We start from the raw sequence: 15,122 nt of genomic DNA, 5'->3' as shown, positions 1-15,122 counted from the left end.
GCGTTGGGCTTTTAGCAGAACAAAACTGAACCCTATACATGGATTCCGGCATGCACCGGAATGACAAGCATGGGCACATCTGATAGCGAGTCTGAAGACTAATAATCTAAAAGCCCAACGCAGAGGCGCGAAGACGCAGGGGACGCAAAGGAAAATAAAATATAAAACCTTTCTGGACAGGATTTACAGGATAAAACGCTTTGTAATTCTCTGCGATCTTTGCGTCTCTGCGCCTCTGCGTTGGGCTTTTAGCAGAACAAAACTGAACCCTATACATGGATTCCGGCATGCACCGGAATGACAAGCATGGGCACGTCGGATTACGCTGCGCTAATCCGACCTAAAATATTAAAAAATTGATGAATTAAAAATCATAAATCATCATTCATAAATCATCAATTCCCCAAAGCGCCCGTATCGCGGCTATCCCCTGTGCACCATGTGCGAAGGCTGTCTCGAGGTCTTCTGGCCGCATACCACCTAACGCGAAAACGGGCATGGCTGCCTTGTCACTCATCTCGTGGAAACGCTCCCAGCCCAGGGGTTCGGCATCGGGGTGCGAGGCCGTCGCCTGTACGGGTGAGAGAACGATAAAATCCGCGCCGAGGGTTTCCGCCTGCCGAATATCGGCCTCGTTATGACAGGAGGCGCTGAGCAATACCGAAGTGGGCACGGGCCGCACCTCGTGTGCATGGAGGTGGCGGCTGTCAAGGTGCATGCCGTCCGCCGGACAGGCGGCAAAACCTGCCGGACTCGTGTTCAGCAGGCAACGCGCCCCAGCCCGGTGACAACGCTCAATCACCTCCGCGGCCAGGGCCTGCCAGGCGCTTGCCTCGAGTTTTTTGGCCCGGAACTGGACAAGCCGGATTCCTCGCGCCAGGGCGCGATCCAGCTGCTGCAGGAACATGTCAGGCTCGGCCGGCTCGGGGGTGATCAGGTAACGGTCCGGCAGGCTGGCGGCACGAAGGATCGGCCGGTTAGCCGCGGGAAAGGTGTAGCTGGCAAACTGTTCCGGTCTGACCCACATAACCGGCTGCCCTTCACGGCCGTGGGCCTCGCCACGAAAGGCCTCGACACGCCAGACGTCAAGCAGTACCGACTTGTCACCGTAGTCGTAATGCACGCGTATCAGGGGCCGCGCCCGCTCGACATGGATTCCCGTCTCTTCAAGCAGTTCACGCGCCAGCGCCTGTTCAACCGTTTCACCCGCTTCAAGCTTGCCGCCGGGAAATTCCCACAGCCCGCCCTGATGTACCTCGGCGGGACGCTTCGCGATCAGGACTTCTTCAGACTGATTGACGACGACAGCCGCCGCCACGTGCACACACATCAGCTGCGATATTCCGCATTGATGCGCACATAGTCATACGACAGGTCACAGGTCCAGACACGTATTGCGGCATCGCCCCGGCCAAGCGCGACCCGTATCGTGATTTCATCCTGATCCATTACCTTCTGGCCGGCGGCCTCGGTGTAATCCCCGGCCCGCCCGCCATCACGGACGATGCAGACATTGTCGAGATGAATAGTAATGGCATTCAGGTCGAGGTTTGCCAGCCCGGCGCGGCCGACAGCGGCAAGGATACGTCCCCAGTTCGGGTCAGCGGCAAAAAAGGCGGTTTTCACCAGTGGCGAATGCGCAATGGTATAGGCCACGGCCTCGCACTCGCCCTCATCGGCGCCGGACTCGACATCGATGGTCATAAGCTTGGTCGCACCCTCGCCGTCGCGGATGACCGCCTGGGCAAGAAAGCCGCAGACCTTCTCCACCGCGGTGAACAGGCTAACGGCGTCGGTACTGTCCACGGCATCGATCAGGGTGTTACCGGCCGCACCGCTGGCCATGAGCACGCAGGCATCATTGGTCGAGGTATCGCCATCCACCGTGATGCGGTTAAACGAGGTGTTCACCGCCTTGCGCAGGCAGCTGTCGAGCACGGCCTGGCTGACGGCGGCATCGGTTGCCACGTAGGCCAGCATGGTCGCCATGTCGGGCCGGATCATACCGGAGCCCTTGGCCATGCCGGTGACGGTAATGGCCTTGCCATCGATAGTGCATTGCTCGCTACAGCCCTTGGCCACGGTATCGGTGGTCATGATGGCGCTGGCCGCTCCTTGCCAGCCGTCTTCGACGAGATTCGCATAGGCCTGTGGAACGGCGGTCTGCATTTTCTCGACGGGTAACAGTTCACCGATAACGCCGGTGGAAAACGGCAACACTTCAGAGATAAGACAACCTGCCTGGCCGGCAACGATTTCGCAGCTCACCCGGGCGGCGGCGTAGCCCTGCTTGCCTGTGCCGGCATTGGCATTGCCGCTGTTGATCAACAGGTAACGCGGCGGGTTATTGGCGAGGTGTTCCCGCGCCAGCACGACCGGTGCAGCAGAGAAGGCGTTTTGCGTGAAAACCGCGGCACAGGTTGCGCCCGGGGCCATTTCTATGAGCACCAGGTCGGGATGCGTGAGCTGCTTGAAACCCGCCGTGGCCGTGCCGAGGCGAATACCGGCTACGGCGGCCAGGTGTTGCGGTGCTGTGAGTCCTACTGCCATGTCGTCACCCAATCATGTGAAAGGGTGATTATAGGAGAGCTGGCCGGATCCAGCCAGTGATCTTAAGGGAACCCTGATTAAAGATTACAGGCCCAACGCAGAGACGCGAAGTCGCAATGGTCGCGGAGATAATTTAACTAAAAACCCTTTGTGTCCTTTGCGACATCGCGTCTCTGCGTTGGGCTTTAACAGAGGAAACGGAGTAGCTTTGAAATAAAGGTAAATTAACTGAGTTTGCCGTGACAGGCCTTGTATTTCTTCCCCGAACCGCAAGGACAGGGCTCGTTGCGACCGACCTTGGCCTGGCCACGAACAAACGGTGCCTGTTGCTCTTCACCGGTTTCAGCCTGATCGGCCTCCCGGGTGCCGATGGTGGCGGCCTCGTCGTGCTGGAAGTGCATTTGCCCCTGACGGCGACGCTGCTCTTCGACTGCCTCCACATCCTCTTCGTCACGGATCTGAACCTTGGCAAGGATGCTGATAATGTCGTGCTTGATACGCTCGATCATTTCGCTGAACATCTCAAAGGCTTCGCGCTTGAACTCCTGTTTGGGGTTCTTTTGCGCCATGCCGCGCAGGCCGATACTCTGGCGCAGGTAGTCCATTGCGGAAAGATGATCCTTCCAGAATGAATCCAGCACCTGCAGCATCACCGCCTTTTCGAAGTGTCGCAAAACCTCGGCACCGGCATGAGCCTCCTTTTCCTTGTAGGTGCGTATCATTTCTTCAAGGATGCGCTCGCGCAGGGGCTCCTCATGCAGTTCGGGTTCGTTGTTCAACCAGGTCTGGATATCCAGCTTGAGCAGGAACTCGGTCTCGAGGGCCTCTTCCAGACCCGGAATATTCCACAGGTCATCCGGGCTCTGCGGCGGAATGTATTCATCAATGATCGCGCCAAGCACATCCACGCGAATCGACTCGATGCGATCGGCGACATCGGCCTCGGCCATGATCTCGTTACGCATTTCGTAAATTTCTTTACGCTGATCGTTTGCCACATCATCGTAGTCGAGCAGTTGCTTGCGCATGTCGAAGTTGTGGCCCTCGACCTTGCGTTGCGCATTCTCAATCGCCCGCGTGATCCACGGATGCTCGATGGCCTCGCCCTCTTCCATGCCGAGCTTTTGCATAATGCCGGCAACGCGTTCGGAAGCAAAAATGCGCATCAGGTTGTCTTCAAGCGAGACATAGAAACGGGTCGAACCCGCATCGCCCTGGCGACCGGCACGACCACGCAACTGGTTATCGATACGGCGCGATTCATGCCGTTCGGTACCGATAATATGCAGACCGCCATTGGCAAGGACTTCATCATGACGTACCTGCCAGGCACGCATATGCTCGTCGCGCTCGGCGGCGCTGATATCGCCCTTCGCTGCCAGTTCCATATCGACATTCCCGCCCAGCACGATATCCGTACCCCGGCCGGCCATATTGGTGGCAATGGTTACCGCCCCGGGCATACCGGCCTGTGAGACGATCTCCGCCTCGCGTTCATGGAACTTGGCATTCAGGACTTCGTGTTTGATAGCGGCCTTTTTCAGCATGTCCGACAGCAGCTCCGAAGCCTCGATGGAGGCCGTCCCCGCCAGCACCGGCTGACGCCGTTCCTGGCAGTCCTGGATATCTTTAATGACGGCGCTGAATTTTTCAGGCTGGCTGAGAAAGACCAGGTCGCTCATGTCGTTGCGCACCATCGGTCGATGGGTCGGGATCATGACCACTTCCAGGCCATAGATAGACTGGAACTCAAAGGCCTCGGTATCAGCCGTACCGGTCATGCCGGACAGCTTGTTATAGAGACGGAAGAAATTCTGGAAGGTTATCGAGGCGACTGTGCGCGACTCATGCTGGATAGTCACGCCTTCCTTCGCCTCGATTGCCTGATGCAGCCCTTCCGACCAGCGCCGGCCCGGCGAGGTACGACCGGTAAATTCATCGACAATAACGATCTCGTCGTTCTGCACCACGTAGTGCACATCACGCTGGTAGAGTGTGTGAGCACGCAAGGCGGAATCGATATGCTGCAGGAGCATGATATTGCTCGCGTCATAGAGGCTTTCGCCTTCCTTGAGCAGACCTTCACGGGTCAGGATATTCTCCACGTGCTCGTGTCCGGCCTCCGTCAGCAGGGCCTGGCGGCTCTTCTCATCGACCGAGAAATCGCCTTCGCCGTCTTCCTCTTCCTGCTTGTTCAGTTGCGGGATCAGCTGGTTAATAATGCGATAAAGATCGGAACTGTCTTCCGCTTCACCGGAGATAATCAGGGGGGTACGCGCCTCATCAATCAGGATCGAGTCCACCTCATCGACCACGGCAAAATTCAGCTCACGCTGCATCTTGTCTTCGATCGAGAAGGCCAGGTTATCCTGCAGATAGTCGAAGCCGTACTGGTTATTCGTGCCGTAAGTAATGTCAGCGGCGTAACTCGCGCGCTTCTCATCGCTGCTCATGCCAGCAACAATCACGCCGACCGACAGACCAAGAAAGTTATACAGCGGTTCCATCCATTCGGCATCACGTCGGGCCAGGTAATCGTTCACCGTCACGACATGCACGCCCTTGCCGGCCAGTGCATTCAGGTACACCCCGAGGGTGGCGACCAGGGTCTTGCCCTCACCGGTTTTCATCTCGGCGATTTTGCCCTCATGCAGGGCCATGCCGCCGATCAGCTGCACGTCGAAGTGACGCATGCCCATTATGCGCTTACTGGCCTCCCGACAAACAGCGAAGGCCTCGGGCAGCAGGTCATCAAGATTCTCGCCAGCCTTTAAACGCTCACGAAACTCGGCCGTTCGGGCGCGCAGCGCCTCATCGGCAAGGGCCGTCATCTCGTCTTCGAGGGCGTTAATCTGGGTAACGGTTTTTAAATAGCGTTTGACCAGCCGATCATTTCGGCTACCAAACACCTTGCGCAGAATATTACCTACCATGCGAACTAAATGCCTGAAATAAAATCGTTATTATACCGCACGAACCGGCCTTTCAGGCCTGCCGAACCATTAAGCTTCGGTACTTTATGGGAGTTTCAGGTTCAGTGCAAATGTGCCCCGCTGAAGAGGAGAACCAGGGGGATTAGCGGGCGTTGATGTACTTGACCGGGTCCTTGCTGCGACCGTTGAAGAGCACCTCAAAATGAACATGCGGGCCGGTCGAGCGGCCGGTCGAGCCCATCAGGGCCAACTTATCACCCTTGCCGACCTTGTCACCCACCTTGACCAGCACTTCCTTGTTATGGCCGTAGCGGGTCACGTAGCCGTTACCATGGTTGACCTCGACCAGGTTGCCATAACCGTAGCGCCTGGAGGACCAGGTGACGACGCCAGAGGCGACCGCAATCACCTCACTGCCATCCTTGCCGGCCAGGTCGACACCGTCATGGTGCTCACGCTTGCCCGTAAACGGGTCATTGCGCATACCATAATAGGATGAAATCCAGCCCTTGCGGATCGGCCGACCAGACGGCAGCGCCTGCTCCTGCAGGTTCCGGCTCATCAACATGGTCTCGAGGACACTGAGCTGCTCACTGCGATTGTCGAGCTGGCGGGATAAATCGTCGAATTGCTGCATGAAATCCGGCACAGAGGCTGCTTGCAGGGATTCGGCACTCTCAGGTCCGCCTATGGCAGGCTCCTGGGCAAAATCGAATTCACCCTTGTCGAGCTTGGCCATTGAGGTCAGTCGCTGACCCAGGGCATCCAGGCGGATGACGCGGGCCTGCATCTTGCCCAGTTGCCGGGACAGGGCATTCATGTTTCTTTCAGCATTTTCGAGTGCGATATCAAGCTGTTGGCGCTGGTTTTCCAGCTCGCTGCGCAGTTGCACGGTCATCGGGTCTTCGGCCTGGCTGGAATGGCGGCCGTATTCATAACCGGCATAAATAGCCGCGGCGGATATCAGCAGGAGTCCGGAGGCGAGTCCAAACCACCGTTTACGATTCATTTTCAGGCTCGCGATACGGCCTTCACGTTGTGATAGAAAAACAATATTCATTCGTTCACCAACAGCGGTTATGATTACCTAACTCTTTTTTTTATCGGCAGCTATGCAAAAACCTAAAACAAAACCCATGCGTTCCGTGAGGGATATTCTGGCATCCGGGCCCCACGCACAGCTGCTGTCTGAAAACGGACTGAATAATGAACTACTGACCCTGGTCCGTAAGCATCTTTCAGGTCCCGGTAACTTGCATTGCGTCAATGCCCGCCGGGAGGACGACACACTCCTGGTTCATATTGACTCACCCGCCTGGGCAACCAGGCTACGCTTTCAACTGGGCAGTTTGCTACCCGGCCTGCGCAAAGTGCCCTCATTAAATGGCCTGCAGCAGATTCAAATCCGTATTTTGCCCGGTGCTGAAAACAAGTCGCCGGGTAAATCAGCAGCATCCCCCCGGCTCTCGGAGGAATCTGCTGAAATGATTCGCAAGCTGGCCAGTGCCATAGCCGATGACACACTGCGGGCCAGCTGGCTGCGGCTTGCAAAGAACACAAAACCGCAGGGGTAATATCAATCTAGCACAAAATCAAGCAGCTAGGATAGATTCTGGCTGTCATTTCTTGGTTTTTTTTGTGTCTAGCCGGCCTGAACAGGCGTCGAGAAAGAAATCGGCATCGTCTCGGTATCTTCAAAGGTCACGATTTCCCAGGCCTCGGCATCGGCCAGCAAGGCCTGCAACAAGCGGTTGTTCAGGGCATGCCCGGATTTATAGCCACTGAAGGCACCGATAAGACTGTGGCCAAGCAGGTACAGATCACCCACGGCATCGAGGATCTTGTGTTTGACGAACTCATCTTCATAGCGCAGCCCGTCTTCATTAAGGATACGGTAATCGTCAACCACGATGGCATTATCCAGACTGCCGCCAAGCGCCAGATTGCTCTCGCGCAGGCGTTCCACGTCCTTGAGCAGGCCGAAGGTACGGGCACGACTGACCTCTTTCACAAATGAGGTGGTCGAGAAATCCAGTTCGGCTGTCCGGGTGTGGGTGTCAAAAACGGGGTGATCAAACTCGATACTGAAGCTGACCTTGAAGCCGTCAAAAGGCTCAAAACGCACCCATTTATCATCCTCTTCGACGACGATCGGGCGTTTTATACGCACAAAGCGCTTGGCCGCATTCTGTTCTTCGATACCGGCCGACTGAATCAGAAACACAAACGGGCCGGCACTGCCGTCCATGATAGGGACTTCGGCGGCACTCAAATCGATGTAGGCATTATCAATGCCCAGGCCGGCCATGGCTGATAACAGGTGTTCTACCGTAGAAACACGTACATTATCCTTGCAGACGGTGGTGCATAATTGTGTATCACTGACATATTCGGGGCGCGCAGGGATATCCACAGGGGTATCCAGATCGACGCGGCGGAATACAATGCCGGTATCCGGTGCCGCCGGGCGCAGGGTCAGGTAAATCTTTTCGCCAGTATGGAGTCCCACGCCTGTCGCGCGGATAACGTTCTTGAGCGTACGCTGCTTGATCATGTTTTATGTGTACCTTGGGTCGCCAGGGGGCGAACTCGGGTCAAATACCCGGCCAATTCCTGGCTAATACTAGCACATGAATCTGCGGGCTGCCTAGTGACGCAGCGCACATAATCGATATAACAGACTGAAATTGCGGGGAAATGAAACCACGACGGCGACGGGGGGCGTATCCGCCGCGCCGTGGTTCAAGTTACCTCTGATATTAAGGCAGGCGTATCAGTCGGCCTGACGGCGCAGAAAGGCCGGGATATCCAGATATTCCAGGTCCTGCTCGCCCATGCCGGTGAAGTTTTCCCCGGACGCCTGCTTACGGATCACAGTCGGACGGTCGAGCTTAGTGTAGTCTGGCTCGATATTCGCCTGCGAAGCCGTATTATCAACGACCTTCTGCACCAGGGCATCGCTACCACGCTGTGCTGATTGTGCCTGTCCGAGCCCGGTAGCGACCACTGTTACGCGAAGTTCATCGGTCAGTTCAGGATCGATCACGGTGCCGACCACAACCGTGGCATTGTCGGAGGCAAACTGTTTGATCGTTTCGCCGACTTCTTCAAACTCACCGATCGACATATCCAGGCCGGCGGTGATATTGACGAGAATGCCGCGTGCACCGGAGAGATTGACGTCTTCGAGCAACGGACTACCCACGGCCTGTTCGGCGGCGATACGCGCCCGGCCTTCACCACTGGCCACCGCCGAGCCCATCATTGCCATTCCCATTTCCGACATGACCGTGCGCACGTCGGCGAAGTCGACGTTGATCAGACCCGGGCGCGTGATCAGTTCCGCAATGCCCTGCACGGCACCAAACAGCACATCGTTCGCCGCCTTGAAGGCATCGAGGAGTGACAGGTCCTTACCGAGCACGGACAAGAGCTTTTCGTTGGGAATCGTGATCAATGAATCCACGCTCCTGGACAGTTCTTCGATACCTTCACTGGCCACAGCTGAACGTTTCTTGCCCTCGAAAGAGAACGGCCGCGTAATCACAGCCACGGTCAGGATACCCATTTCCTTGGCAACTTCGGCAATCACGGGGGCGGCACCGGTACCGGTACCGCCACCCATGCCGGCAGTGATAAAGAGCATGTCGGCACCCTCGATCACTTCGCGGATGCGATCACGATCTTCCATGGCCGCATTACGTCCGACCTCCGGGTTCGCCCCGGCACCCAGCCCCTTGGTGATTGCACCACCAAGCTGCAAGAGCGTCTTCGCCGAGGCATTCTTCAACGCCTGGGCATCCGTATTCGCGCAGATAAACTCTACGCCTTCAATGTCGGCAGACATCATGTGTTCAACGGCATTACCACCACCGCCACCGACGCCAATCACCTTGATTACAGCACTCTGGCTGTATGCATCCATAAGTTCAAACATAATCGCCCCTCCAGTTATTACTACTTGTTGATACAACATTAAAAAAATTCTCTTTCAGGCTCATGCCCATCAGAAATTACCTTGAAACCAACTCTTCATTCGTCGCCAGACTCCCTGCACACTGTTGGATGACAGCGCTTCGAGACTGCCGGTATTACGTTGCTGATGGCCGAACAACAACAGGCCAACGCCCGTGGAGTGAATCGGGTTACGCACCACGTCCAGCAAGCCGGACACCCGGTGTGGCATGCCGAGGCGCACCGGCATATGAAATATTTCCTCTGCGAGCTCCACCACGCCTTCCATCTTCGAGCTGCCGCCGGTCAATACGATGCCGGCCGCGATAATGTCCTCAAAACCGCTGCGCCGCAGTTCAGACTGAATCAGGCTGATGAGTTCCTCGTAACGCGGCTCTACCACCTCGGCCAGGGTCTGGCGGGTCAGGCGGCGTGGCGGGCGGTCGCCGACACTCGGGACCTCAATGGTTTCTTCGGCGCCTGCCAGTTGCGTCAGGGCACAGGCATATTTCACCTTGATCTCTTCGGCATACTGGGTCGGGGTACGCAGGGCCACGGCAATATCATTGGTAACCTGGTCACCGGCAATCGGGATCACGGCGGTGTGGCGAATCGCGCCATCGGTAAACACGGCGATATCGGTTGTGCCGCCGCCGATATCGACGAGACAGACACCAAGTTCCTTTTCATCTTCGGTCAGCACCGAGTGACTGGAAGCCAGTTGTTCAAGAATGATGTCATCCACTTCCAGTCCGCAACGACGCACACACTTGAGAATATTTTGCGCGGCACTCATCGCTCCGCTGATCAGGTGGACCTTGGCCTCGAGGCGCACCCCGGACATGCCGACCGGTTCCTTGATGCCTTCCTGGTTATCGATAATGAATTCCTGCGGCAGCACATGCAGCACGCGTTGATCGGCCGGGATCGCTACCGCGCGAGCGGCATCGATAACACGGTCGACATCACCCGGGCTGACCTCTTTGTCACGAATCGCGACAATGCCGTGCGAGTTCAGGCTGCTGATATGGCTACCGGCGATGCCTGCATAGACAGAGTGAATCTGGCAACCGGCCATCAACTCGGCTTCTTCCACTGCGCGCTGGATTGACTGTACCGTTGACTCGATATTCACGACGACGCCCTTTTTCAGGCCGCGCGACGGATGTGAACCGATACCGATAATCTCGATACCGTTGACATCGTTGATCTCACCGACAATCGCAACGATCTTCGAGGTGCCGATATCAAGACCGACGATTAGATTTTTTTCAACTTTCTTGGACATGACTTTTCAACCCCATATCCGCCTGTGCGGCATTTTTTTCAGATACTTGCCAACGCACGGCAAAACCATTCGTATAACGTAAGTCCACTGAACTGATTGTTCCCTGTTTTTCATCTAACAACCCCGCATAGGCGCGGGTAAACCGCCGCAAACGCTGCTGACGATCGGTCCGCCCCAGGGCCAGCGTGATGCCGTTATCGAGTTTTAATTGCCAGGCCCGGCGTGCATCGAGGCTTAGCTCATCAATATCCCGCTCCTCTGCCTGCACAATTGCACGCATGGACACGTAGCCTTCGAGCACCTGCCTTTGTGTGCCCGCCGGGCCATTGAGCTGCGGCAGGCCATAGGGGTAACTTTCCCGGGCGGGGCTGAATACCTGCCCCTCGGTGTTTAACAAAGAACTGTCATTCCAGTAGGCCACGGCCTGCTGTTCAATGACTGTTATATGCAGGGCATCCGGCCAGACCCGGCGCACGGCAACCTGTTGCAGCCATGGCATGTTACGCAGCCGGCGGGTCAGGCTTCCCAGGTCACTACTAAAGAAGCCGGTCAGGTCACTGCTGGCGATAATCTCCCGCAGCTCCTGTTCAGTAATATGAATAAACTCACCCTTCAGATGCACGCTCTGCAATGGCAGTGTCTGTGGGTCACGTAATTCCATCACGCCCCAGGTCACACCTGTCGCCATGACTAACACCCCGAAGGTGCCTGTCAGCAGGTGCAGGACGCCACGGCGCTTTTCGACCCGGTCGCTATTGCGTTGATTCACCCGGCGCTGGCGGATCATGTGCGTTCCTCCTCGTCCAGGCTGGTGGCAAGGATTCTCATCACCAGTTCATCAAATTCGATACCCGCGGCCTGTGCGGCCATCGGCACCAGGCTGTGATCCGTCATACCCGGGACAGTGTTGACCTCGATCAGCCAGTTATTACCTTGCGCGTCCCGCATCAGGTCAACCCGACCCCAGCCTTCAACAGCGGCGACCTCGGCGGCCTGCATGGCAAGCTGCTGCATGGCAACCTCGGCATCGGCGGCAAGACCGCAGGGACAGAGATAGCGGGTATCATTCGACTGGTACTTGGCCTCGTAGTCATAAAACTCGCGCGGTGTCTGCAGACGAATGACTGGCAAGGCCTCACCGGCGAGGATGGTCACCGTGTATTCTTCACCATCAATAAACTGTTCGGCGATCACACTATCGTCATATTGGCGGGCAAAGACCCAGGCATCCTTGAGCCTGTCGACAGACTCGACCTTGCTGATACCGATACTCGAACCCTCGCGCGCCGGTTTCACCATCAATGGCAGCCCCAGCTCGCCGGCCTGTTCGGCATCCTCTTCTGTTTTCAGAACGCGCCACGCCGGCGTTGGCAAACCGGCTCCTTGCCATAACCACTTGCAGCGCAGCTTGTCCATGGACAGGGCCGAACCCAGCACCCGGCTACCCGTATAGGGCAAACCGATGCTTTCCAGTACTGCCTGCATGGCACCGTCTTCACCGCCGCGACCGTGCAGGATAATAAAGGCCCGCGTATAACCGGCAGCCGGCAAGTCATGCACGTTGTCGCTCGCCGGGTCCACCGCATAGGCATCAACACCACGGGCGCGCAAGGCGGCCAGTACCGCCTGGCCGCTATGCAGCGATACCTCGCGCTCGGCCGAGTTGCCGCCCATAAGAACGGCAACCTTGCCGAAGTCCTGGTTCACTATGTCTTTGCTTTGCATCATTGCCGTTATTCAGCCTCGCCAATGATGTGAACTTCACGTACCAGGCTCACACCACATTCCCGTTCGACGGTTTCTGCCACTTCTGCAATCAGGCTTTCGATATCACTGGCCTTGGCATCTCCTGCATTGACGATAAAGTTGGCGTGCTTTTCCGAGACGCAGGCCCCGCCGATGCACTTGCCCTTCAGGCCGCACTGTTCAATCAGGCGTGCCGCATGGTCCCCCTCGGGGTTCCTGAACACTGAACCGCAACTCGGTTGTGTCGTCGGTTGCGTGGCGCCGCGCCTTGCCAGCAACTGCTTGATGCGCGCCTGTCCGGCCTGCACATCACCACTGGCCAGTTGCAGGTGGGCGGCGACAAACCATTCCTCGACCGGCCCCTGCACATGGCGATAGGCAATCGTGTATTCCTCTGGCTTGCGCGCATGCCGCTGGCCGTGTCGATCCAGTGTTTCTACCTGTGTCACCAGCGACCAGGTCTCGCCACCAAAGGCCCCCGCATTCATGGCCAGTGCGCCGCCGACCGTGCCGGGGATACCGGCAAAAAACTCCGCCCCGGTCAGGCCGGCGCGGGCCGCGAAACGTGCCAGCCTGGCGCAACTGACCCCGGCCTCGGCACGGATCTGCTGTCCGGCCTGCAGACCGATTTCATTCAACAGGCCGGCAGTACTGACCACCGTGCCGCGGATGCCAGCGTCGCGCACCAGCATGTTGCTGCCCAGTCCCAGCCAGGTCAGAGGCTCATCTGCCGGTAACTGCTGCAGGAACACGGCCAGGTCATCGATGTCAGCCGGACGGTAATAGCTGTCCGCCGGACCACCGACCCGCCACGAGGTATGCCGGGCCATCGGCTCCCTGTGCAGAAGCTCGCCGCGCAAAATGGTTTGTTGCTCAGCTGCCATCATTATTTCCGTTTACGCTCCATTACCTGACCGGTCTTAACCTGCGCGGGCTTCGCTGCCCGGCGCTTTTGTTCAGTGACCGGCTGCGGCGACGATGGGTAATACGCCGCCAGCGGCTCGCCACAACCCAGATGCAGACTATGCAGTTTGTAATGCGTCATTCCTGTCCCTCCTGCCCGGTCCGGGCATGAAGCTTTTCTGCCAGCTCTGCGGCAATCGCACCGATATTGCCGGCACCGAGTGTCAACAGCACATCGCCATCACGCAGAACGGCGTTCAAGGCCTTGGGTAATTCATCAATGCGTTCGACAAAAACCGGGTCAACCTGGCCACGGGCGCGTATCGCACGACAGAGTGTGCGTGTATCCGCACCGGCGATGGGTTCTTCACTGGCGGCATACACCTCCAGCATAAGCAGCACATCGGTCTCCGCGAGCACGCGGGAAAAATCCTCAAACAGGTCGCGGGTACGCGTATAACGGTGCGGCTGGAAGATGACCACGAGGCGTCGACCCGGCCATGCCGTTCGTGCCGCCTGCAGGGTCACCTCGAGTTCGCGCGGATGGTGACCGTAATCATCTACGTGCAGAACTGTGCCGGCCGCGGTCTGGATCTCGCCATTGATCTGGAAGCGCCGACCAATACCCTCGAATTTTTGCAAAGCCTTCTGAATGGCAACATCTTCTACATCCACTTCCAGGCAGATGGCAATCGCCGCCAGGGCGTTCATGACGTTATGTGTGCCCGGCATGTTGAGAGTCACGGGCAGCGGCGCGGCATTCTTGCGGATCAGGTTGAAACGGGTACAGGCCACATCCTGGCGAATATCATCGGCACGAATATCGGCATTCGCATGCGTGCCGTAAGTCCGTACCGGGCGGGTCACTTCGGGCAAGACATCGCGCACGGCGTCATCGTCCAGGCACATGACGGCGAGACCATAAAAGGGCAGGTGATGCAGGAAGTCGATGAAGGTCTGGCGTAAACGGCTAAAGTCACCTGCATAGGTCTGCATGTGATCGGCATCGATATTGGTGACGACGGCCAGTACCGGTTGCAGGTAAAGGAACGAGGCATCACTCTCATCGGCCTCGGCCACCAGGTATTCGCTCTCACCAAGCTGGGCGTGCACGCCGGCGCTGTTCAGCTTGCCGCCGATCACAAAGGTCGGGTCCAGTCCGGCCTCGGCGAGGATGCTGGCAATCAGGCTTGTCGTGGTGGTCTTGCCATGCGTGCCGGCAACGGCGATACCGAAGCGGAAACGCATCAGTTCGGCCAGCATCTCGGCACGCGGCACCACCGGGATGCGTGCCGCATACGCGGCCTGCAGTTCCGGGTTGTCCTCATTGACCGCCGTCGACACCACCAGCACATCGCACTCACTGATATTCGCGGCGGCATGGCCGATATGGATCTTTACCCCCAGTCCCTGCAGGCGCCCGGTCATGGCACTGACCTGCAGGTCCGAACCGGAGACTTCATAACCGAGGTTATGCATCACCTCGGCAATGCCACCCATACCGGCCCCGCCGATACCGACAAAATGGATCCGGCGCATACGCTGCATACGGCTGTTTATATGCGGCAGGTTCTGCACCTTGACGTTATCGCTCATCAGGCGGCCTCCAGTGCTTGCAGGCACAGCTTCGCAACATCGTCAGTCGCGCTCGCGCGGGCCTGTTGACGGGCGGCCATGGCCATGTTCAGTAAACGTTCACGGTTATGCATAAGCTCCTGCAGTTGCTCCGCCAGCACCGCGGCGGTCAA

Annotated in this window: 13 protein-coding genes; 1 reads left to right on the top strand and 12 read right to left on the bottom strand. The window is 57.6% G+C overall.

Annotated features, from left to right (window positions below):
* Positions 1 to 385 precede the first annotated feature (385 nt).
* The 4 genes from RQ738_RS07120 to RQ738_RS07105 all read right to left on the bottom strand — a co-directional run bounded on the left by RQ738_RS07120 (position 386) and on the right by RQ738_RS07105 (position 6,543).
* Entirely contained in the window at positions 386 to 1,330 is a 945-nt protein-coding gene (locus tag RQ738_RS07120; protein ID WP_314163396.1) for a Nudix family hydrolase, read from the bottom strand.
* Positions 1,330 to 2,550, bottom strand: a complete 1,221-nt coding sequence (gene argJ, locus RQ738_RS07115) for a bifunctional glutamate N-acetyltransferase/amino-acid acetyltransferase ArgJ (protein WP_314163391.1) — start codon at positions 2,548 to 2,550, stop codon at positions 1,330 to 1,332. Before argJ ends, RQ738_RS07120 begins: the two co-directional genes overlap by 1 nt.
* Positions 2,551 to 2,774: 224 nt before the next feature.
* Positions 2,775 to 5,483, bottom strand: a complete 2,709-nt coding sequence (gene secA, locus RQ738_RS07110) for a preprotein translocase subunit SecA (RefSeq protein ID WP_314163384.1) — start codon at positions 5,481 to 5,483, stop codon at positions 2,775 to 2,777.
* 142 nt (positions 5,484 to 5,625) lie between these two features.
* Positions 5,626 to 6,543, bottom strand: coding sequence for a M23 family metallopeptidase (locus tag RQ738_RS07105; protein WP_314163378.1), 918 nt, complete (start codon positions 6,541 to 6,543; stop codon positions 5,626 to 5,628).
* Positions 6,544 to 6,595: 52 nt separating this feature from the next.
* Here RQ738_RS07105 and RQ738_RS07100 point away from each other — a divergent pair, with 52 nt between their 5' ends.
* On the top strand, positions 6,596 to 7,057 hold the full coding sequence (locus RQ738_RS07100) for a DciA family protein (protein ID WP_314163375.1): 462 nt from the start codon (positions 6,596 to 6,598) through the stop codon (positions 7,055 to 7,057).
* A 68-nt stretch (positions 7,058 to 7,125) separates the two neighbouring features.
* On the opposite strand, the gene lpxC is transcribed toward RQ738_RS07100, so the two are convergent.
* The 8 genes from lpxC to murC form a co-directional block, all read right to left on the bottom strand.
* On the bottom strand, positions 7,126 to 8,037 hold the full coding sequence (lpxC, locus tag RQ738_RS07095; RefSeq protein WP_314163373.1) for a UDP-3-O-acyl-N-acetylglucosamine deacetylase: 912 nt from the start codon (positions 8,035 to 8,037) through the stop codon (positions 7,126 to 7,128).
* Positions 8,038 to 8,256: 219 nt separating this feature from the next.
* Positions 8,257 to 9,420: a cell division protein FtsZ gene (gene ftsZ, locus RQ738_RS07090; RefSeq protein WP_314163371.1), complete on the bottom strand. Its 1,164-nt coding sequence runs from the start codon at positions 9,418 to 9,420 to the stop codon at positions 8,257 to 8,259.
* A gap of 69 nt (positions 9,421 to 9,489) precedes the next feature.
* Positions 9,490 to 10,725 carry a cell division protein FtsA gene (ftsA, locus tag RQ738_RS07085; protein WP_314163369.1) on the bottom strand — a complete coding sequence of 412 codons (1,236 nt, stop codon included), beginning with the start codon at positions 10,723 to 10,725 and terminating at the stop codon, positions 9,490 to 9,492.
* On the bottom strand, positions 10,709 to 11,512 hold the full coding sequence (locus tag RQ738_RS07080; RefSeq protein ID WP_314163361.1) for a cell division protein FtsQ/DivIB: 804 nt from the start codon (positions 11,510 to 11,512) through the stop codon (positions 10,709 to 10,711). The genes ftsA and RQ738_RS07080 overlap by 17 nt, the downstream gene beginning before the upstream one ends.
* Positions 11,509 to 12,453 (bottom strand): D-alanine--D-alanine ligase, encoded by a 945-nt coding sequence (locus RQ738_RS07075; RefSeq protein WP_314163352.1) that lies wholly within the window; start codon positions 12,451 to 12,453, stop codon positions 11,509 to 11,511. Before RQ738_RS07075 ends, RQ738_RS07080 begins: the two co-directional genes overlap by 4 nt.
* 5 nt (positions 12,454 to 12,458) lie before the next feature.
* Complete coding sequence (murB, locus tag RQ738_RS07070) at positions 12,459 to 13,355, bottom strand: UDP-N-acetylmuramate dehydrogenase (protein ID WP_314163346.1); 897 nt, start codon at positions 13,353 to 13,355, stop codon at positions 12,459 to 12,461.
* Positions 13,356 to 13,357: 2 nt separating this feature from the next.
* Positions 13,358 to 13,516 carry a hypothetical protein gene (locus tag RQ738_RS07065; RefSeq protein WP_314163342.1) on the bottom strand — a complete coding sequence of 53 codons (159 nt, stop codon included), beginning with the start codon at positions 13,514 to 13,516 and terminating at the stop codon, positions 13,358 to 13,360.
* Positions 13,513 to 14,970 (bottom strand): UDP-N-acetylmuramate--L-alanine ligase, encoded by a 1,458-nt coding sequence (murC, locus tag RQ738_RS07060; protein ID WP_314163341.1) that lies wholly within the window; start codon positions 14,968 to 14,970, stop codon positions 13,513 to 13,515. The genes RQ738_RS07065 and murC overlap by 4 nt, the downstream gene beginning before the upstream one ends.
* Positions 14,971 to 15,122: the final 152 nt, after the last annotated feature.

The organism is Sulfuriflexus sp., assembly GCF_032250955.1.
In the GTDB taxonomy this organism is placed as follows: domain Bacteria; phylum Pseudomonadota; class Gammaproteobacteria; order AKS1; family AKS1; genus Sulfuriflexus.
Note: the sequence above shows the minus strand (reverse complement) of the source record. Positions and strands in the feature narration are given on the sequence as shown.